This is a genomic window from Curtobacterium sp. 18060, assembly GCF_902706105.1.
Lineage (GTDB): Bacteria > Actinomycetota > Actinomycetes > Actinomycetales > Microbacteriaceae > Curtobacterium.
This window is the reverse complement of sequence record NZ_CACSJV010000013.1, coordinates 52,738-73,006: the sequence shown is the minus strand read 5'-3', so window position 1 is coordinate 73,006 and position 20,269 is coordinate 52,738. Positions and strand designations below refer to the sequence as shown.

The following is a 20,269-nucleotide window of genomic DNA, read 5'->3' as shown; positions in this document are numbered from 1 at the left end:
GTGCGTGGTGCGTGGTGCGTGGTGCTCGTTCGGTCAGGCGATCAGGAGACGATCCGCATCGCGGAGACGTCCCAGTAGCCCGAGAACACGTGGGTCTCGAAGCCCTTGCGGGCGACGTACCGGTGCGTGTCCGTGATGAGCGGGGTCATGTCGACACGCTCGAGGATCGACTTCTGCGCGGTGGCGAAGTCCTCGCACTGCTGGTCGGCGTCCGACGTGGCCATCGCCGCCTGGTAGGCCGCGAGTCCCTCGGGGTTGTCGCTCGAGGACACGTTCGTGCCGCCCTCGGCGTAGGTCGGTCCGACGTAGCGCGCGATCGAGGTGTTGATCAGCCCGGTCTGCGCGTCCTCGGCCGCCACGGCGACGTCCCAGGTCTTGGGCTCGGTGCGCATCTGCTTGGTCCAGTCGGCAGGGTCCGGTGCCGAGACCTTCACGGTCGCACCGGCGTTCCGCAGCGACTCCGCCAGGAAGTCGGCGGCGGGGTCCCAGTTCGACATGATGAGCAGGCGGATCGTCTTGCCCGTGAGCTCCTTCGTCGCGGCCTTCGCGTCGTAGGACTGCACGAGCGACGAGTCGTCCACCGCGCAGCGGTAGCTCGCCGCGTTCACCGTGTTCTGCTCGACCCCGAGTCCGTCGAGACCGGCGTTGTTGAACCCCTTCGTGTCGATCGCCTGGGCGACCGCGGCACGGAGCGGCTGGTCGTCGGCGAACACCGAGCCGGAGCCCTCTGCCTCGTTGAACACGAGGTTGTAGGCCGAGCTGGCGAACTGCACGGTGGAGTAGTCGTCGCCGCTGAAGCGCTCGGCGTTCGAGTCGTAGAAGCGTGCGACGTCGACACCGCCGGACTGCAGCAGGTTGGCGCTCGTGTTCGAGTCGCCCTGCACGGTCAGGTTGATCGTCTTGGCCGGCTCACCGGTGACTGTCTTCCACGCCGGCCAGGCGTCGTAGTCGGACCGCAGCGCGTAGGAGACGCTCTTGCCGGCCGAGGACTTCGCGAGCGTGTACGGGCCGGACCAGGCGCCGTCGACGGTGCCGGCCGCGAGGCCCTTCGTGTCGGCGAGACCGGCCGGGCAGATGATCCCGGTACCGGGGCGGGTCAGGCCGCCGAGCAGCTGCGAGTACGGCTCGCTGAGCGAGATCGTCAGCGTGCCGGCGGCGTCGTCGGCGGTGAACTTCGGGTCACCCGAGCCGAAGGCCTGGTTCTTCCAGGTCTGCGCACCCGAGTCGTCGAGGCCGACCAGGTACTCGAAGGACTTCTCGACGACCGTCGGTGTGATCTCGGTGCCGTCGGAGCACGTGGCACCGTCGCGGATCGTGAACTCGTACTTCGACGCCGACTCGGCGTCCCACTTCGTCGCGAGTCCGCCGATGTAGCCGCCGTCGTCGCCCTCGCCCTGCCTGAGCAGGGTGTCGAAGCCGAGTCGTGCGACCTCGACGTCGGAGCTGGCCGACGCCTTCGCCGGGTCGAAGGTCGCCGGGGCGTACCAGAGCTCGGCGTTGATCGTGTCGGTGGTCGACGAGCTGCTGCCACCGCCGGCGGAGCCGGACGCGGTGCACGCGCTCAGGGAGAGTCCGACGGCGGTCGCCAACGCGACGCCGACGAGGATGCGCTTCCTCACCATGGTGCTGTCCTCCAGTGGGATTCGGGGTGATGCCAGGGAGTCAGTCCCAGGGTCGGGTCCAACTTGGATCCAATTTAGAACAATCCGCATCCAACTATGTTTCGAGTGGATTACATCTGCCCGGGACCAGCCGCGGCCTCGAAGACCGTCACGCCGCCGACGTCGGTGCGCAGGACCCGCGCCGCGGCGAACTCGTCGACCGTGCACGCGGCCGGGTCCACATCGAGCAGCACCCAGTCCGCCAGGGCGCCGTCGCGCAGCACGCCGCGGCGATCCTCGGCGAAGGACGCGTGTGCGGCACCGCGCGTGTAGGCCTCGACCGCCTCGAGCACCGAGATCGCCTGCGCCGGGCCGGTCGGCTCGTCGAGGCCGCGCATCCGACGGGCTGCGGCGACGGGGACCACCTCGCGCGGATCGAAGGGGAAGTACGGCGCGTCCGAGCCCATGGCGACCGTGGCGCCGGCGTCGGCCCAGGTCCGCATCGGGTTGACCTCGTCGACACGACTGCCGAGTCGGCGCTGCAGCCCGGCGGCGTTCTTCCAGGCGATCGAGGGCTGCAGCGACGCTACGACCCCGAGGCGTGCCGCACGGTCCGCGCTCGCGACGCTCGGTTCGAGGTACGCGTGGATGAGCTGGCAGCGGAGTCCGGCGACCGATCGCCCCGTGTCCCGTTCCGCCGCCTCGAAGCCGTCGAGCACCTCGGCGACCGCACGGCTGCCGACCGCGTGGACGCCGAGCCCCCACCCCCGGGCCACGCACGACGACGCCAGACGGGCGAAGTCCGTCGCCGAGATCCGCTGCACGCCGTGGTCGTCGCCGGTCCAGGGCTGTTCGAGCAGCGCCTGCCCCTTCATGCCCTCGCCGTCGTAGTAGACCTTGACCGGGCCGAGCCGGAGGCGGTCGTCGCCGTCACCGGTCACGCCGTCGATCGAGTCGAGCACCGCCAGGGCCGCATCGACGTCGGGAACCGCTGCACTGCCGAGCTCGGGGTAGGGCATCGCGACCACGCGCAGGGTCAGGAGTCCCTGCCGGTGCGCCTCGCGGTACCCCTCGAGCTCGGGCAGCGTGACGGCCGGGTCGACGACACCGGTGAACCCCATCGCGTGCAGCAGCGGCTGGATGCGGCGGATCGCGGCGAGCCGGTCCCCGAGCGTCGGCGGTGCGTCCCCGATCCAGTCCGGGGCGTCCGGGTCCGCGTCGCCGTCGGCGAGCATCGCGGCCGAGAACGTCGCGGCGTCGGCGTCGCCGTCCACGAGCTGCAGCGCTTTGAGTCCGGCGCGCTGCGCGTGCGCGTGGGCGTCGGTGAACCCCGGCAGGACGGTGCCCTCGACGTGGTCCTCGGCCGTGCCCTCCGGAGCCGCCGCCCGCACGTCGTCGAGCGTCCCGACCGCCGCGATCCGGTCGCCGACGACGAGCAGGGCCTCGGCGGTCGGCACCCCGGGGTCCATCGTCCGGACGTGTCCGACGACGAGCCGCGCGGACCGGCCGGCCGCCTCACACACCGACGGCCTCCCGCTCGTCGAGCCAGGTGCGCACGTCCGCAGCGGTCACGAGGGCGTCCCGCTGCAGGTACCCGATCGCCTCCAGTGCCGCGTCGTGCGCGCGTTCGCTCGACCCGGCGACGCAGTCGGTCAGGACCCGGACGGCGTAGTCGTGCTGGTGGGCGTCGGCCGCCGTGTAGTGGATGCAGACGTCGGTGAGTCCGCCGACGAGCAGGACGGTGCCGGCCCTGTACGCCTTGAGCACGATCTCGAGCTCGGTGCCGAAGAACGCCGAGTAGCGCCGCTTGCGGATGACGAACTCCTCGGGCCGAGGGTCGATCCACGAGGCCAGCTCGGTCTGCTCCTCGCCCTCGATGCAGTGCGGGCCCTCGGCGCCGTCGAGCTCACGGCCGATGTCGACGAGGTCCGGCTTGTGGACCTCCTGGATGAAGACGACGGGCACACCCGAGGAGCGGCAGTGCTCGATGAGGTCACGGACGCGCGGTGCGCGCTCGGCACGGCCGCCCATCACGGGGATGCCGGGCGTGGGCATCGTCGAGGCAGCTCCGCCCTGGATGTCGACGACGATCAGGACGGGGTTGCCGGAGACGGCGAGCATGCTGGTGGTTCCTTCCGGGACGGATCGTGCAGCGGGTGGGGACCGGTGCGCGCCGTCGCCGTCATCCTCTGACGGGATCCGGCACCGCAGGGGTCCGGGGTGTTTCCGCGGTGTTAAACCTCAGGTGTCGCCGAACCGGGCGGTGTCGCCGAACCGGGCGGTGTCGCCGAACCGGGCGGTGTCGCCGAACCGGGCGGTGTCCCCGCGGGCGCCGTCACCGCTCCAGCCGCCGCCCGCGCGCTCCGCCGCCGCCGGAAGGGAAGCAGCTCGGCGACCCCGACCGGCCCGAACCCGTTCCCGACCGCGACCCACACCCGGGCGTCGGGCGCGTGGTCACCGAGCAGCTCCGCGCAGACCCCGCACGGCTCGATCAGGTGCTTCGTCCCGCCCGGCCTGCGGAGCACCCCCACGACCGACACCACCGGCGACCCGGCGACGACGGCCGCACTCAGCGCAGCGGACTCGGCGCAGACCGACGCGCGACCGGCCGATGCCTCGACGTGCAGCCCGGTGACCACACTGCCGTCGGCGAGCCGGAGTGCTGCGGCGACCTCGTGCACTCCCGTGCGGTACCGCCGGTCGAGCACGTCGGTCGCGATCCGGAGCAGCTCCTGGTCCGCGGCGTCCATGCCGGACGGCGGGCCGGCGAGCACCGGTCGGTCAGACGCGGGCGAGCCGCTGCTCACGACCAGTTCAGGATCCGCGCCATGTTGCCACCCTCGACCAGGGCACGGTCGGCCTCGTCCGGGATCGCCTTCGCGATCTTCATGCGCTCGAGGTCGAAGTCGCTGCCCGGCCACTCCGACCCGAGCAGGATCTTCTCCGCGCCGAGGCGCGCGTACGCCCGCTTGACGTCGGACATCAGGGTGGCCGAGGTCTCGAGGTAGACGTGCGGGTTCCGCTCGGCGACGATGATCGCCTCCGGCACGTTCCACACCGCACCCATGTGCGCGATGATCGTCGGCACCGTCGGGAAGTTCCTCGCGATCTCCTCGATCGAGAACGGTGCACAGAACGCGTCGTCGAGTGCGTTGATCAGCACGGGCAGGCCGAGCTCGGCGCAGACCTCGAACAGCGGGTCGAGCAGGCCGTGGTCCGCGACGTGGTAGCCGTGCAGGCTGGGGTGCAGCTTCAGGCCGACCAGCCCGCCCTCGGCGAAGCGACGGATCTCGTCGGTCGCGTTCTCCCACTGCGGCATGACCTGGCCGAAGCCGAACAGCCGGTCCGGGTGCGCGGCGACCAGGTCCATCAGGAAGTCGTTCTCGATCCCCTGCGCGAGCGAGCAGACCATGGCGCGGTCGACCCCCGCGGCGTCCATGCGGTCGAGGATCCGGTTCGCGTCGAACGGCGTGTACGCCGGCGGCTCCTCGCCCGGGCGCACGCCGCTCAGGTAGTCACTGCGGCCGCGGCGGTCCTGCGTGGTGTTGTAGGCGTCGATGATCATCGTGGGCGTCTCCTCGTCGGCGGCTCGTGGGGCGGAACTCCCGCACATGTGATCCGATACTGCCAGAATTGGATCCAATTTGGTAGCACTGGGGTGCGAGACACGCAGCCTGGAGGCGCGACGCACCCCCGCCGCGCCGGCTCAGTGCACGACGACCATCGCGCCCATGGCCAGCACGCTCACCAGTGACGCCGCCCGGCGCACGGACTCGACCCGCGGCACCCGGCCGCCGACGACGTTCCACAGCACCACACCGGCGTGCACCGCGACCGCCACCCCGACCGGCAGCAGCACCGCACCGTGGGAGTGCCCCGCGCCGGCACCGGCACCGGCATGGCCACCTGCGAGCAGCACGAACACCGCGCCGAGCAGCATCCCGAGCGCGTGCAGGTGGTCACCACCGGGGCGACTCCGGCGACGCCACCGGTCCACCGCAGCCGTGCCCATCGCGCATCCACCGAGCAGGAGCGCCCAGAACGGCGCCGGCACCACGTGGAGCGCCGGCACGTGGACGTCGAGCATCGCGACGAGCATCACCGCCTCGGCGACGAGTGCGACCGGCCCGACCCGTCGCCCGCCAGCGATGCCGAGCCCGAGCGCACCGACGGCTGCGACGAGCATGACGACGAGCAACACGGACATGATTGGATCCAATCACGAGCGAGTCGGATACGGCAACGGGATCCAACACCTGGCAGGATTGGATCCGCAGCGGGGGCTCGCTGTGACGACGTACCGAGGGAGACCACGACGTGACCACCAGCGACGGCAACGCACTCGTCGACGACCTCGCCGCCCGGATCCGCGCGAAGATCATGTCCGGCGAGATCCCCATCGGCGCACCGCTCCGCCAGGCCGACCTCGCCGCGCAGTTCGGCATCAGCCGCACCCCGGTCCGCGAAGCGCTCCGGCAGCTGCAGACCGGCGGCCTCATCGAGGTCGTGCCGAACCGTGGCGCGGTGGTCCGGGTGCCGGTGCCGTGGGAGGTCCGCGAGGCCTACGAGGTCCGCGCCGAGCTCGAGTCGCTCGCAGCCCGTCGCGCCGTCGACCGGCTCGACGACGCCACCATCGCGCAGCTCCGCTCGGTGAACCAGGCGATGTACGAGCGCTCCCTGGCGGCGGCCGAGGGCGAGCAGCCGAAGCAGCGCGAGGGCAGCGACAACGACCAGTTCCACGGGCTCATCTACCAGGCCTCCGGCAACACCCGGCTGACCCGGATGCTCGTCGAGATCAACGACGCCTTCCCCCGGAACGTCTCGGCCCTGGTGCTCCGCGAGAACTCCCGGCACCGCGAGGAGAACTTCCGCGAGCACGAGGAGCTCATCGAGGCGTTCGTCGCCGGGGACCGCGAGCGCGCCGCCGAACTCATGCGCGACCACGTCCTGCGCGCCGGCGAGCACCTGGCGCACTGGTACGAGCGCCGCTCGTCCACCGTCTTCACCGGCTGACCCGGCGCGACCAGCGAAAGCGGCCCGAGAGACCGGACCGCTCAGCGCCGCACCGACGGGGCGGGGCCGACCCGCGCCTCCCGACCGGACCGCGCCGGCCGTCTACAGGACCGGCGCCCGCCGGATCCAGCCGGTGGCCTCCTCGATCGCGCGCGTCACCGCGAGCAGCTGGGCCTCGCGGCCGTACCGCCCGACGACCTGCACGCCGACCGGCAGCCCCTCGGGCGTGAACCCGGCCGCGGTCACCACGACCGGGTGCGCCGTCAACGTCAGCCGGTTCGCGAGCATCTGCCACGTGAAGTAGCGGTCGAAGCGGTGGCCGTCGACCTCGTCGACCCACTCGACCTCGGCCGGCGGCGCGACCACCGGCGTCGCCGGCAGCACGAGCACGTCGTGCCGGTCGAGCACCGCGGCCGTGTCCCGGTACATCCGGGTCCGACGCTCGTACGCATCGGCGAGCTGCGCCGCCGTGGTGGCGCGCCCCTGCTCGACGTTCCGGACGTAGTCGGGACGGAACCCGCTGGCACCGGCGTCGACGGCGTGCCGCCCACCCAGGAAGAACTCGAACGTCTCGATGGTCTCCCACGCCTCGTCCGCACCCGCGAAGTCGGGCTCGTCCGCCTCGACGACCGCTCCGAGCCCGGCGAGCTGCTCGGCGAACGCCCGGTGCACGGCACGCACGGCCGGGTCGATCGGCAGGCCGCCGGCGTCCTCGCTCCACGCGACGCGCAGGCCGTCGAGCTCCACCGGTCGGACCGGGTGCTGCGTCATGGCGGACATCGGCCAGACGGTCTTCTCGACGGCCAGGGCTTCCATGAAGCGTGCCGCGTCGGCGGAGTCACGCGCCATCGGGCCGGTGACGCCGTGCGGCGTCCAGGCGTTGCCGGTCCGGCCGCTCGGCACCCGGCCCGGGCTCGGCCGGACGCCGACGACGTTGCAGAACGCGGCCGGGTAGCGCAGGCTCCCGCCGCTGTCGGAGCCGTCGGCGATCGGCAGCATCCGCCCGGCGAGCGCCGATGCGGCACCACCGCTGGACCCACCCGCGTGCCGCGAGGTGTCCCAGGGGTTCACGGTCGTGCCGAACACCGGGTTGAAGGTCAGGACGCCCTGGCCCATCTCCGGCGTGTTCGTCTTGCCGATGATGAGCGCACCGGCGTCGCGGAGCAACGTCGCGAGGACGCTGTCGTGCTCGGCGGGGCGCGCGTCGGCGAACGCCGCCGACCCGTTCGTGGTCGGCAGGCCGGCGACGTCCATCAGGTCCTTCACCGCGGTGGGCAGGCCGTGCAGGAGCGGGAGCGGTTCGCCCGCGGCGCGTGCCTCGGCGGTGCGGCGGTCCGCCGCTTCTGCCGCGGCCAACGAGACCGAGTCGGGCTGCTGGGAGACGACGGCCTGGAGGCGCGGGTTGCGTTCCTCGATCCGGTCCAGGTGGGCGCGCATCACCTCCACCGCCGACACCTCGCGGTTCGCGACGGCGTCGGCCAGGCGGACGGCGGACCAGTCGGCGAGGTGCTCCGGGGTGTGCTCGGGCGCGGGCATCAGCGGCCGCCCTCGTGGTCGTGCTGCTGCTCGGCGTGGACGTGCTGCTGCTCGGCGTGGACGTGCCCGTCGTGCGCGGCGTCGGTGTGGTGGTCGTGCGCCGCGTGGTCGTGCGCCGCGTGGTCGTGGTCGTGGCCGGAACCCGGCGCGCAGTGGTCGGTCGCCGACGGCGGGACGTCGAGCGAGGGGTTCCGGTCGAAGAAGCCGTCCGGTTCGAGCCGGAAGCCGATCGTGTCGACGGGCATGATCGGCCACTGTTCGGGACGCGGGAAGTGGTGCACGCCGAGGACGGGCCACAGCACGAGGCGCTCGTTCTCGAGGGACCGGTCCGCCTGCTGCCAGACGTGCACCCCGTCGTCGCCGAGCTCGCCCTGGTTCGGGTACTCGCCGGCGATGAAGCGCTCCTCGGGGTCGAAGGCGCTCGCCCAGAGGTGCTTCGCGACGAACGGCGCCTTCCGCTCGACGATGCTGCCGGGGCGGACGTGCAGCTGCGCGGTGTTCTGGACCGCCAGTCGGTAGGCCGTGCTCTCGCCGTAGCGGTTCTGCGCGGACTCGCTCTCGATGCGCCAGTGCAGCGCGCGGGCCGGGTCGGTCATCCGGGCGCCGTCGGCCTCGGAACCGATCGGCGTCTCGACCGCGATGCAGGCGTTGCCGTAGGGGTTCAGGGCCTCGTCGGGCTCGGGCTCGGCGTGCACCTCGACCAGCCGGTTCAACGGCCCGTCGACGGCGGTGTCGAGCCGGACGGCGAAGTAGTGCTGGTGCGTCGGGGCCTGCACGTTCGGTGCGACCATCCGGCCGTACCGCGGGGTCTCGCCGTCGGCGATGCCGGACACCGACATCAGGCCGGTGAGCTTCACCTCGAGCTCGACGGAGCCGTCCTGGTACAGCGACCAGTAGAAGCCGTAGTCGTAGTTCGCCACGGTCGCGAAGCTCGAGATCACGAGTCGGCGGCTGCGACGGACCTCGGCGCTGCCGGTGCGGGTGTTGACGTGCTTCCAGAGGATCGAGTCGTCCTCCTCGTGCAGGCAGATGCCGTTGACGATGGTCTGCGGTTCGCCGTGGCCGTCCAGGAAGTCGACGTCGAAGTAGCGGATCTCCCCCAGGCAGTCGCAACCGAGCTCGAGGCTCGCGGTGAGCGGGCCGGCGCCGTACTCGCCCCAGTCGAAGAAGTTCTTCCGGTACGCGGTCGGGTCGCTGTCCAGGTACGGCACGTACATCTCGTTGACGGCCGCACGGTGCAGCACCGGGCGCTCGACGTCGCCGTCACGGTAGGACAGGTCGTGCAGCACGAGCCCCTCGCGGTGTGAGAAGCCGACACGGAACGTCCAGTTCTGCCAGCGGACCTCGTGCCCGTCGATCGTGAAGCCGGGACCGTTCGGCTGGACGATGTCGAGCGCGGAGACCTCGCGGTCGGGACCCCAGGTGCCGGAGGTGTAGACGCCGGTCTCGCTCGCCATCGGGATGACGCCGTGGTCCTCGATCCGGATGACCTCGAGGGTGTCGAGGTCGAGGATCGGGACGAGCCCGGCGACGGGTCGTGCGTAACCGTTGTCCTCGGGGAACTCGCGGTACCAGACCGTGCCCCAGCTCAGGCGGCGGTCGGCGAGGTCCTCGGGCACGAAGCCCGTGATCGACTCCGGGTCGACCCAGACGAGCGACGTGTCGGTGATCCCGCGCTTCGCGAGCGCCTCGATGATGAGCGGCGACTTCCGTGCGGCCTGCGCGATGAGCCGTGCTTCGTCACTCGAGACGCCGGGGCGACGGTGGTCCACGTCGGTCCACAGCTCGACGATCGCGGGCGAGTCCGGGCCGGCGGTCCACCCGCGCACCTCCCACGCGGCGTGGGCGTCCGGGTCCATCACGACGATCCGCACCGGACGGGCGCCACCGGCGGTCGTGCCCCTGGCCGTCTCCTCGTCGAGCGCGATCCCCCAGAAGCGCGGCCGGGCCCCGATGCGCCCGGAGGCACGGACGGCGGTGACGAAGGAGGCGATCTCGACGGAGGTCAGCGGATCGAGGACGTGGGTGCTGCTCATGGGCTTCCTTCTCGGGTGGATCGTGCGGTCAGTGGGCGTCGAGGACGACGGCGCGGCCGTCCGCGCGGGGGTCGCTCGCGGCGTCGAGGTGTCCGTCCGCGTGCAGCCGGACGGTCTGCACGTGCCCGGCCTCGTCGACGGGGCCGTCGGTGCGGGCGACCGGCAGGCCGAGGGCTTCGGCCGCGGCGATCGCGTCCTCGGAACCGGGTTCGGCGACGAGCGTCATCACCTCGTGCCCGAGGTCGCGCGCACCGATCACGAACCGCGGTCGGCCGAGGACCTCGTCGGGGTCACTGCCCGCGGCGACCAGGTCACGGGCGAGCTGGGCGAGGATCCACGGCTGGGCGCTGCCGCCCTGGCACCCGAGGCCGAGCACCAGGTCGTCCGTCTCGGCGATCACCGGCAACAGGGTGTGCGGCGGTCGCAGGCCCGCTCCGACGTGGGCGGGGTGCGCGGGGTCGGTGCTGAAGGCGGAGCCGCGGTTGTGCAGGACCACGCCCGTCCCCGGGTCGAGGATGCCGGAGCCGAAGAGCTGGTAGACGCTCTGGATGAGCGTGACGACGGTGCCGTCGCTGTCCGCAGCGGTCACCGCGACCGTGTCGCCGAGGGCACGGCCGGCGCGGGGCAGTGCGCCGACCCGACCGGAGTCGCGTGGGTCGAGCATCGCTGCGACGTCGATGGAGCCGCCGCGGGGGTCGCCGAGTTCGGCCTGGCGGACGAGCGCGGCACGGTGCACGGCGTCGACGAGGTCGGCGGCCGCGGAGGTCGCGGTGCCATGCTCACTGCCGCCGGCGAGTGCTTCCGGCAGGATCCCGAGCAGCACGACGCCCTGCGTGGGTGGCGGCGCGACCCACCATCGGGCACCGCCGATCGTCGTGCCGCGGGGCTCGACGAGCTCGGCGTCGTGCGCGGCGAAGTCGGCCTCGGTGTGGGTGCCACCGAGCTCCCGCAGCCGAGCGGTGATCGAGGCGGCGATCCGTCCCCGGTACATCGCGCCCGGGTCGGCAGCGAGTTCGGTCAGGGTCGCGGCGAGTGCCGGCTGCACGAGCGCGTCGCCTTCGGCCAGGAGCGCCCCGGCGTCGTCGGTGAAGACCTCGCGCATCCCGGGATCGGCGTGGAGCTCGTCGGTCCGGACCGCGATCGCACGGCCGAGTCCGGCGGAGACGGGGACCCCGTCGGCCGCGAGTCGTGCTGCGCGGGTCAACGGGTCGCCGAGCCCGAGCCGGCCGCCGAGTGCGTCGATCGCCTGCCACCCGGCGACGACGCCGGGGACCGTGACGGTCTGGGCACCCTGCCGGGGCATCCGGTCCTGCTGCGCGAGCGCCGCGACGTCGATGCCGGCCGGTGCGGCGCCGGCGGAGACCACGGCGACGACGGGCTGTCCTGGCCGACGGACGAGGGCGACGAGGTCCCCGCCGATGCTGCACTGGTGCGGGTAGACGACGGTCAGTGCGGTGGCCGCAGCGAGCGCGGCGTCGATGGCGTCCCCGCCGGCCGCGACCGCCTCGGCGGCGGCGTCGAGGGCGGCCGGGTGCGGTGCGGCGACGGCGACGCGTCGGGTGGAGGGTGCTGCTGGGGCGGTCATGCGGTGGTCACCATCCGTGCGGGGCTGAGGAACGCGAGGTCGGGGCGGTCGATGCCCTGCACCAGGTCGGCGACGGCCGCACCGATCGCCGGCCCGAACTTGAAGCCGTGGCCGGAGCAGGCCGCGGCGAGGAGCACCTCGGGCTGCTCGGGCAGGGCGCCGACGACGAACCGCTTGTCCGGGGTCATCGTGTACAGGCACGCGACTGCCTGGGCACCGTCGGTGACGATGCCGGGGACGAACCCTTCGAGGAGCTCGGCCAGGTGCGCGACCTCGGCCTCGGTCGGCGGTGCGACGGGTACGTCCGGGTCCCACACGGGTCCGGCGTCGATGCCGATCTTCGCGCCGGATCCGGCGGTCTCCGGGAGCCCGAAGACGAGCCCCTCCGGCAGGTCGACCGAGAAGCACCCGAGCGCGGGTGGCTGCGCCACGGTCTGCCCCGTCGGCGCGGTGAGCGTGACGATGCGCCAGACCTCGAAGAACGCGGCGGCCTCGGGTACCAGGTGCGACGCCCAGGCGCCGCCGGCGAGCACGAGCCGTCGCGCGCGGACACTGCCGGCGTCGGTCCGGACGGTGACGACGCCGTCGTCGACCTGCCAGTCGAGCACGGTCTCGCCGTACCGCAGGTCGGCGCCGGCCGCCGCGGCGGCGGACTGCGCGAACGCGAGTGCCCGTGCGGCCTCGAGCACACCGGCGTCGGGGTCGTGGACCGCGCCGTACGTCTCGGGCGGACGCAGCGAGGGCGCGAGCGTCGGCCAGGCTGCGCGGTCGACCGGGAGGCTCGCCCCACCCTGCATCGTCGGCTCGCCCCGGTGCGCGTACAGTCCACCGGTCCGGTGCAGGAAGGGCGCGCCGGCTGCGGTCCCCCAGCGGTCCCACCCGCGGTACGCACGGTCGACGAGGTCGTTCCACACCGGGTGTGGGTAGGCGCGGCGGATCATCCGGGTGGCGCCGTGCGACGAGCCGCGCTCGTGCCCCGGTGCGAAGCGCTCCACCGCGACGACGTCGAGGCCGCGACGCGCGAGCTCGTACGTGGCGGCGGATCCGTGGATGCCGAGTCCGAGGACGACGACGTCGTGCACGGCCGTCACGCGCGGACCTCGGCGACGACGTCCGCGACGCCCTCGAGCAGGACCCGGACGTCCTCGTCGTCGTTGTACACGTGCGGCGAGACGCGGACGACGCTCGGCAGGCCACGGGCGCCCAGGTCCCACTGCGCGTGGCTCGCGGGGACGGAGATGGAGTCGATGCGGCGCTGCCGGAGCCGGGCCGAGACCTCCTTGCCGGCGACGCCGTCGACCGTGAAGGTGACGATCGCGGACGCTGACGCGGACGGGTCCGCCACGGTGACGCCGTCCACGGCGTCGAGCGCGGTGCGCAGGTGGGCGCCGAGGCCGACCAGGTGTGCCTCGGTCGCCGCCGGCCCGCGGTCGAGGGCCTCGCGCAGCGCCACTCCGAGGCCGAGCCGTGCGGCGACGGAGCACTCCCACGTCTCGAGCTGTCGCGCGGTGCCGTCCATCGTCCACTCATCCTCGCCGGTCCAGACGGCTCCGCGGACATCCGGCGCCCACGCACCGACGCCCTCGAGCATCCCGCGGCGCAGGTAGGCGATCCCGGTGCCGCGCGGCCCACGCAGGAACTTCCGGCCGGTGGTGACGAGGGCGTCGCAGTCGACGGCGCGCACGTCGATGTCGATCTGGCCGACGGACTGCGTGGCGTCGACGACGGTCAGGGCGCCGTGGCGACGGGCGACGGCGCTGATCTCCGCGATCGGTTCGACGAGGCCGGACGAGGTCGGCACGTGCACCGCGCTCACGACGACACGGCCGCTCGCTCCGGCGACGGCGCGGTCCAGGGCCTCGAGGTCCATGGCACCGGTGGCGTCGCTCGGCACGACCTCGAGCCGCACGTCGTCGTGCCGCTGCATGGCCAACAACCGGAGCGCCTGGCTGACGTAGCTGGAGCGGGGTGCGACGACGGTGTCCCCGGCACCGAGCCGCAGCGCGTCGAAGACACCGCGCAGGCCGCTCGTGGCGCTGTCGAACAGGGCGATCTCGTCCGGCGCCGACCCGAGCAGGGTGGCGGCCGCGGTGTAGACGCCGGCGACCTCGTCGGCGACCTGGTTGGCGGCTTCGTACCCACCCACCCGCTGTTCCCGGCGCAGGTGGGTGACCACTGCCTCCAGGACGCCGTCGCTGACCAGGCCCGCGCCGGCCGCGTTGAAGTAGTGGCGCCCTGCGGTGCCGGCGGTGCGGGACCGCTCGGCGGCCACGTCGATCGCCGTCACTGCCCGGGCGGCCATCGTGCCGTCCTCGAGACCGATCGTCATGTCGCGGGTCCTCCCTCGTGCGCGTCACCCCCGGACGCTGAATGGATCCCATCATAAACAGGTTGTATCCATTACCGCCACCGCCGGATACTGTTGTCCCATGGAGAACTCCGCTGAAGCCCGCGCGCAGGAACTCGGACTCGTCATCCCGGACTACGCGAACCCGCCCTACGGTGGCCGGTACGGCAGCTCGCTCCGCGCGTTCCACCGCACCGGCGACCTGCTGGAGCTGAGCGGCATGACCCCGGAGTCACGGGACGGCACGATGCTGCATCCGGGGTCGGTCGGGGTCGACATCACCCTCGAGCAGGCTCGTGAAGCGGCCCGCTACACCGCGGTCAACGCCCTCGGCATGATCCGCTACGCCCTCGGCTCGCTCGACGAGGTCACTGCGCTGTCCCGCGGGCTGTGCTTCGTCCTCTGCCCGCCCGGGTTCGAGCAGCTCAACCAGGTGTCGAACGCGGCCAGCGACCTGCTGTTCGACGTCTTCGGACCGGACGTCGGCCGGATGGGCCGCGCGTCGATCGGTGCGACCGCCCTGTCACGGAGCGCCTGCTTCGAGCTCTGGCTCAGCCTGGAGTGCCGCCCCCGCCGAGCCGGGGAGTGAGACCGCTCGCCGAGACCGGCACGCGGGGGACCGCGTTCTGGCTCCTCGTCGTGGCGTCGACCGCCGGCTACGTCGTCAACGGTGCGAGCACCCCGGTGGTGCCACGGGTGGCAACGGACCAGCTCGGCGCCGACCCCGCCGTCGGTGGGCTGCTCGTGTCGCTCGCGGGGTTCGTGGCGATCGGCGCGATGCCACTCGCCGGCATCCTGAGCGACCGGCTCGGTCCACGACGTGTCCTCCTCGGTGCCGGGTTGCTGGCGGCAGCCGGACTCGGCATCGTGCTCGTCGCGCTGAGCGTCCCGAGCCTCGCGGTCAGCCGGCTCGTCTTCGGCGCCGGCAACGCGGCCACCGCCACCGCCCTCACTGCCTGGGTCGTCGCCGAGGTGCCGGTGACCCAGCGGAGCCGCGCACTCGGCCTGTTCGGGCTCGCCGTCTGGATCGGTCTCGCCCTGGGGCCCGTGGTCGGCGAGAACCTGTACCAGTCGGCCGGACACCGCACCGTGTGGGTCGTCGCGATCGGCATCCAGCTCGCCGGGCTCGGAGTGGCACTGCTCACGCGGGGCGGATCGGCTCCGGTGCACCGCAGCCCGGCGCGACCGGCCGGTGCGGGTCTCGCGGCGGTGCTGCGGGCCGTCGTACGACCGGGCGCGGCGGGACTCGTGGCCTGGGCGGCCGAGGGCTTCATGATCGCGTTCCTCATCCAGCACCTGGTCGGGCAGGGCGTCGGCGCGCAGGGACTGACCGGGGCCGCGAACGTCTTCACGGTCTTCGCAGCGAGCGTCGTCGGGGTGCGACTGCTCCTCGGCGGACTGCCGGACCGGATCGGGCCCGTCCGCACCGCACGAGGAGCCCTGGTCGTCCTCGCCGCAGGGCTGGTCGTCCTCGCGGTCGCACACGACTTCCCGACCGCGGCCGCCGGTGCCGTCCTGGTCGGTGCCGGGTACTCGCCGCTGTTCCCGACGCTCACGATCCTGAGCACCCGGACGCTCGACGACCGCACCCGGGCCACCGGCGTCGGCGTCTTCTCGGCCGTCACCAGCGCGGGCTACGCCGTCGGCTCACTCGTGGGCGGGGTCCTGGTGTCGGCGGTCGGTTCCGGGTGGGCGCTCGTCGTCCTCGCCGCCTTGCAGCTCGCCGCGGTGCCCGCACTCGGCAGGCACGACGGCGGCGGCACCGGTCGCGACCTCAGAGCGCGATGACGACGCTCTTCGACTCGCAGAACGCGCGCAGGGCCTCTTCGCCGAGGTCGCGACCGAGGCCGGACTCGCCGACCCCGCCGAAGGACAGTGCCGGGTCGAACAGGTTGTAGGTGTTCACCCACACGGTGCCGGCGTGCAGCCGCTGGCCCATCCGGTGGGCGCGGGACAGGTCGCGGGTCCAGACCCCGGCGGCGAGGCCGTACGTCTGGTCGTTCGCGATGGCGATCGCCTCGTCCTCGTCGTCGAACGGGATGACACCGACGACGGGCCCGAAGATCTCCTCGCGCGCGATGGTCATCGTGTTCGAGACGCCGGTGAAGAGCGTCGGCTCGACGTAGTAGCCCGGGCGCTCGGGCACGCCGCCGCCGACCGCGACCGTCGCCCCCTCGGCCTTGCCCTGCTCGATGTACCCGAGCACCTGCTGCCGCTGCTCCTCGGACACGAGCGGTCCGACGGTGATCCCGCCGTCGAGCCCGTCGCCGACGGGGACCTTCCGGACGGCGGCGACCAGGCGCTCGGTGACCTCGTCGAGGACCGACCGCTGCACGAGCAGGCGGCTGCCCGCGGTGCACATCTGGCCGGAGTGCCCGAACGACGCACGCATGGCGGTGAGGACGACGGCGTCGAGGTCGGCGTCCTCGAACACGATGTTCGGGCTCTTGCCGCCGAGCTCGAGGGTCAGGCGCTTGAAGTCCGCACTCGCGGCGGTCATCACCTTGCGGCCGACCTCGGTGCTGCCGGTGAACGAGACCTTGTCGACACCGGGGTGCGCGGTGAGCGCGGCACCGACCCGGCCGTCACCGGTCAGGACGTTGACGACGCCGGCGGGCACACCGGCTTCCTCGCAGATCGCGGCGACCCGGAGCATCGTGAGCGGGGTCTGCTCGGCCGGCTTGACGACCACCGTGCAGCCCGCGGCGAGCGCCGGTGCGAGCTTGAACGCGCCGGTCATGATCGGGAAGTTCCAGGGCAGGATGAGCGCCGCGACGCCGACCGGTTCGAGGGTCGTGTACACGTGGTGCGCTCCGCCGTCGACGGGGACGACCGTGCCGGTCAGGCGCGAGGGAGCGCCGGCGTAGTAGCGGAACACCCGGGCCGAGGTCGCGGTGTCGGCGCGGGAGCGCTCGATCGGCTTGCCGTTGTCGCGGGTCTCGAGCACGGCGAGATCCTCGAGCCGCTCCTCGATCAGGTCCGCGACGCGGTTCAGGATGCGGCTGCGGTCGTGCGGGCTCATCCCGCTCCACCGGCGGTCCTCGTGTGCCCGGCGCGCGGCGGCCACGGCGGCGTCGACGTCGGCGGGACCGGCCTGCGGCACCCGGGTGAGCAGCACCTCGGTGGCGGGGTCGAGCACGTCGAGGAGTTCGGCGCCGTCGGGTGCGGTCCAGGTGCCGTCGACGAGGAACGGCTCGAGCGGGGCCAGGGGTGCGAGCGTGTCTCTCATGACGGTTCCTCCGTGGGACGTGGGTGCGGTGGGTCGGGGTGCTCGGTCAGGAACGGTCGAGCAGTCGAGCGGGCTCATCGACCGTGATCCGGGTGAGGACCTCGTCGGGTACGCCGAGTGCGCGGAGGCCGGGGACGACCCGGGCGGTCAGGTGGTCGAGGCCGTGTCCGCCGTACCGACGGAGCTGGCCCTTCGTCCAGGTGGCGTGACCGAAGACCCAGCGGGTGTCGGGGGCGCTCTCGCGCAGGGCCAGGAAGGCGTCGAGCCGTTGCGGATCGCTGGCGTTGCGGATGCGACCGACGTGCGAGCCCTCGTTGCCGAAGCAGAGTTCGAGCACGGCTCCTGCCTGGCCGAGGTCGCGCAGGTAGGGCAGGTCGAGGAACTCGTCGACGGTCGAGAACACGACCCGGCTCGGGTCGACCCCCTCGGCCACGACGTGCGCGAGCACCTCGAGGCCGTTCCGGGCGTCGGCGGCCAGCCGGACGACGACGGCCGCGCCGGTGGTCGCCGCCGCTCGTGCAGCCGCCGTGAGACTGCGGCGTTCCTCGAGTCCGTCGGCGGTCGCGAACGCCGTCGTCGTCCCCATCAGGCCGAGCAGCCCGGCGCGGTACGTGGTGCCGGGTACCGAGTCCGTCAGTGCCCGTTCGAAGAGCCCCTGTCGCCCGTCGGTGTCCAGGTCGAGGTACCACTCGGGCAGCAGTCGTGGCAGGTAGGCCCCGTATCCGGCGACGATCCCGACGCCGCTCGCCCGTGACAGCTCGGGCAGCCGGGCGTGGTCGGGACCGAAGCCGAGGGAGCTCAGGTCGACGGCCAGCCCGAGGCCGCTGTTCCGCGCGGTGCGGAGTTCGTCGGCGAGCAGGTCGACGTCGTCGAGGCGCAGGTTGTCCGCGAGTGCGAGCTGGCTCCACCGCAGGGCGGCAGCCAGGTCCGCGGTGACCGCGAGGCTCGGTTCCAGCGCTTCGACACCGGGCCGCTGCAGGGCGCTCGCGTCGGTCAGCAGGTGCTCGTGCATCGACACCGCACCGATCCCGGACGACTCGACGGGGCCGAGGACGGTCTGGATCACGACGTGCCTTTCGCGGTGGCGGACTTGACGGATCCAATCTACATCGGTTTGGATCCCTCTTGTCCACACGTGTCGCCGAGCTCCTCGCTCGACTCCGAACGTTTACACGCGGTCCCCTTCCGTCACGTGCCCGAAACAGCCGGGCAACGACGGCGACACGGGTCCGCACGACACTGGTCGCACTACCTGTCGCCCGACAGGTACTCCGCGAAAGGTCTGCAGCCATGCGCTCTCCAGAGTCACCGCTCCACGCACCGCGCGCCACGTCCAGCGTCGACCCCGTCGACACCCAGGGCTCCGCCCGACTCGGCTACGAGCAGGAACTCCACCGCGGGGTCGGCTCGTTCTCGTCGTTCGCGGCCGGGTTCTCGTTCGTCTCGATCCTGACCACCGTCTTCCAGCTGTTCGGCCTCGGGTTCGGACTCGGCGGTGCCGCGTTCTTCTGGGCCTGGCCGCTCGTCTTCGGCGGCCAGCTGCTCGTCGCGCTGAACTTCGCGCAGCTCGCCGCCCGGTGGCCGATCTCGGGCGCGATCTTCCAATGGTCCAGTCGTCTGGCGGGCGCGCGCTTCGGGTGGTTCACCGGGTGGACGATGATCATCGGGCAGATCCTCACCGTGGCCGTCGCAGCCATCGCGGTGCAGGCCGTGCTCCCTGCGATCTGGAACGGGTTCCAGGTCGTCGGCGGCCCCGGAGCCGACCCCTCCCTCGCCTCGTCGACCGGTGCTGCGAACGCGGTGGTGCTCGGCATCGTGATGCTCGTCGTGACGACCCTGGTGAACATCACGAGCGTCCGGCTGATGGCGCGGGTCACGAGCTTCGGCGTGCTGATCGAGATCATCGGCGTCGTCGTGCTCATCGGCGCGCTCTTCCTGCTGCCGCACCGCAGCCCTGCGGTGGTGTTCACGACCGCCGGCTCGACGAGCACCGAACCGTACGTCTGGGCGTTCCTGGCATCGTCCCTGATGGCTGCCTACGTGATGGTCGGCTTCGACTCCGCCGGTGAGCTCGCCGAGGAGACGCACAACCCCCGCCGGACCACCCCGAAGACCATCGTCCGCGCGCTCACCGTCTCCGGCCTCGGCGGTGGGCTGCTCATCATCGGTGCCCTGGTCGCCGCCCCGAGCCTGACCGACGGCAAGCTGGCGACGCAGGGACTCGCATGGGTGATCACCTCGACGCTCGGCGACGTCTTCGGCCGGCTGCTGCTCTGCACCGTCGCGGTCGCCGTGTTCGCCTGCACCCTCGCCGTGCAGACCGCCGGTGCGCGCATGGTCTACTCGATGGCCCGCGAGAAGGCCCTGCCCTTCCACCGCACGCTCGCTCGGGTCTCACCCCGGACCGGGACACCGATCGCCGCGTCGATCGTCGTCGGTGTCGGTGCCGGCCTCGCACTCGCCGTGAACATCGGTCAGTCCGCGATCTTCACCGCCCTGTCCAGCCTGTGCATCGCGATGCTCTACCTGGCCTACCTCGGCGTCACCGGCCCCCTGCTGGTCCAACGCATCCGGCTCCGACGGTCCGGCTTCCCCGCCGGCGTGGACGAGGACGGCAAGCCGCTGTTCACGCTCGGCCGGTGGGGCATCCCGCTCAACGCCCTCGCCGTCGCCTTCCAGATCGGCATGGCGGTCAACCTCATCTGGCCGCGCCCGGAGATCTACGACCTGACCGGGAACTCGTGGTGGCTGCAGTACAGCGCACTGCTGTTCATCGGCGCCGTCCTGCTCGTGGGTTGGGTGTGGTCGGCCCGGCGGCACCGTGCGCACGGACCGATCACCCTCGCCGAGGTCCCGTCCACCGCCTCGGTCCCCGCCGTCCAGGCACCCGCCTCCGCGACCGCGACCGTCGAAGCCTGACCG

17 protein-coding genes are annotated in these 20,269 nt (G+C 72.5%); 4 read left to right on the top strand and 13 right to left on the bottom strand.

What is annotated here, in order from left to right; all coding sequences use genetic code 11:
• Positions 1 to 41: 41 nt before the first annotated feature.
• The 6 genes from GVL05_RS08825 to GVL05_RS08800 form a co-directional block, all read right to left on the bottom strand.
• A complete protein-coding gene (locus tag GVL05_RS08825; RefSeq protein WP_159572885.1) occupies positions 42 to 1,622 on the bottom strand; it encodes an ABC transporter substrate-binding protein in 1,581 nt (526 codons plus the stop codon).
• Between the two features lie 110 nt (positions 1,623 to 1,732).
• Complete coding sequence (locus GVL05_RS08820) at positions 1,733 to 3,124, bottom strand: amidohydrolase (protein WP_159572883.1); 1,392 nt, start codon at positions 3,122 to 3,124, stop codon at positions 1,733 to 1,735.
• Positions 3,117 to 3,722, bottom strand: coding sequence for a cysteine hydrolase family protein (locus GVL05_RS08815; protein ID WP_131922033.1), 606 nt, complete (start codon positions 3,720 to 3,722; stop codon positions 3,117 to 3,119). The genes GVL05_RS08820 and GVL05_RS08815 overlap by 8 nt, the downstream gene beginning before the upstream one ends.
• 113 nt (positions 3,723 to 3,835) lie before the next feature.
• A complete protein-coding gene (locus GVL05_RS08810; RefSeq protein ID WP_200849187.1) occupies positions 3,836 to 4,408 on the bottom strand; it encodes a hypothetical protein in 573 nt (190 codons plus the stop codon).
• A complete protein-coding gene (locus tag GVL05_RS08805; protein ID WP_159572881.1) occupies positions 4,405 to 5,166 on the bottom strand; it encodes an amidohydrolase family protein in 762 nt (253 codons plus the stop codon). Before GVL05_RS08805 ends, GVL05_RS08810 begins: the two co-directional genes overlap by 4 nt.
• Before the next feature lie 141 nt (positions 5,167 to 5,307).
• Positions 5,308 to 5,808 carry a hypothetical protein gene (locus tag GVL05_RS08800; RefSeq protein ID WP_111086474.1) on the bottom strand — a complete coding sequence of 167 codons (501 nt, stop codon included), beginning with the start codon at positions 5,806 to 5,808 and terminating at the stop codon, positions 5,308 to 5,310.
• Positions 5,809 to 5,918: 110 nt separating this feature from the next.
• Here GVL05_RS08800 and GVL05_RS08795 point away from each other — a divergent pair, with 110 nt between their 5' ends.
• Complete coding sequence (locus GVL05_RS08795) at positions 5,919 to 6,614, top strand: GntR family transcriptional regulator (protein ID WP_200849186.1); 696 nt, start codon at positions 5,919 to 5,921, stop codon at positions 6,612 to 6,614.
• 102 nt (positions 6,615 to 6,716) lie between these two features.
• Here the strand turns inward: GVL05_RS08795 and GVL05_RS08790 are convergent, their stop codons facing one another.
• Genes GVL05_RS08790 through GVL05_RS08770 form a run of 5 tightly spaced genes read right to left on the bottom strand, consistent with a single transcriptional unit; the run spans position 6,717 to position 14,100 of the window.
• Positions 6,717 to 8,150, bottom strand: coding sequence for an amidase (locus GVL05_RS08790; RefSeq protein WP_159572879.1), 1,434 nt, complete (start codon positions 8,148 to 8,150; stop codon positions 6,717 to 6,719).
• Positions 8,150 to 10,186: a primary-amine oxidase gene (locus GVL05_RS08785; protein WP_159572877.1), complete on the bottom strand. Its 2,037-nt coding sequence runs from the start codon at positions 10,184 to 10,186 to the stop codon at positions 8,150 to 8,152. The genes GVL05_RS08790 and GVL05_RS08785 overlap by 1 nt, the downstream gene beginning before the upstream one ends.
• A gap of 28 nt (positions 10,187 to 10,214) precedes the next feature.
• Positions 10,215 to 11,771, bottom strand: a complete 1,557-nt coding sequence (locus GVL05_RS08780; RefSeq protein WP_159572875.1) for a gamma-glutamyltransferase — start codon at positions 11,769 to 11,771, stop codon at positions 10,215 to 10,217.
• Positions 11,768 to 12,862 carry an FAD-dependent oxidoreductase gene (locus GVL05_RS08775; protein ID WP_131922027.1) on the bottom strand — a complete coding sequence of 365 codons (1,095 nt, stop codon included), beginning with the start codon at positions 12,860 to 12,862 and terminating at the stop codon, positions 11,768 to 11,770. Before GVL05_RS08775 ends, GVL05_RS08780 begins: the two co-directional genes overlap by 4 nt.
• Positions 12,859 to 14,100, bottom strand: coding sequence for an aminotransferase class V-fold PLP-dependent enzyme (locus GVL05_RS08770; RefSeq protein WP_159572873.1), 1,242 nt, complete (start codon positions 14,098 to 14,100; stop codon positions 12,859 to 12,861). Before GVL05_RS08770 ends, GVL05_RS08775 begins: the two co-directional genes overlap by 4 nt.
• Before the next feature lie 100 nt (positions 14,101 to 14,200).
• Here GVL05_RS08770 and GVL05_RS08765 point away from each other — a divergent pair, with 100 nt between their 5' ends.
• Entirely contained in the window at positions 14,201 to 14,707 is a 507-nt protein-coding gene (locus GVL05_RS08765; protein WP_159572871.1) for a RidA family protein, read from the top strand.
• A complete protein-coding gene (locus GVL05_RS08760; RefSeq protein WP_159572869.1) occupies positions 14,704 to 15,906 on the top strand; it encodes an MFS transporter in 1,203 nt (400 codons plus the stop codon). The genes GVL05_RS08765 and GVL05_RS08760 overlap by 4 nt, the downstream gene beginning before the upstream one ends.
• Here the strand turns inward: GVL05_RS08760 and GVL05_RS08755 are convergent.
• Together GVL05_RS08755 and GVL05_RS08750 are read right to left on the bottom strand one after the other, a co-directional pair.
• A complete protein-coding gene (locus GVL05_RS08755; RefSeq protein ID WP_159572862.1) occupies positions 15,893 to 17,347 on the bottom strand; it encodes an aldehyde dehydrogenase in 1,455 nt (484 codons plus the stop codon). The two genes, GVL05_RS08760 and GVL05_RS08755, sit on opposite strands and share 14 nt — an antisense overlap.
• A 46-nt stretch (positions 17,348 to 17,393) precedes the next feature.
• Complete coding sequence (locus GVL05_RS08750; RefSeq protein ID WP_132099326.1) at positions 17,394 to 18,413, bottom strand: phosphotriesterase; 1,020 nt, start codon at positions 18,411 to 18,413, stop codon at positions 17,394 to 17,396.
• A 224-nt stretch (positions 18,414 to 18,637) separates the two neighbouring features.
• On the opposite strand from GVL05_RS08750, the gene GVL05_RS08745 reads away from it, so the two are divergent.
• Positions 18,638 to 20,266: an APC family permease gene (locus GVL05_RS08745; protein ID WP_131844901.1), complete on the top strand. Its 1,629-nt coding sequence runs from the start codon at positions 18,638 to 18,640 to the stop codon at positions 20,264 to 20,266.
• The last annotated feature ends 3 nt before the right edge of the window (positions 20,267 to 20,269 follow it).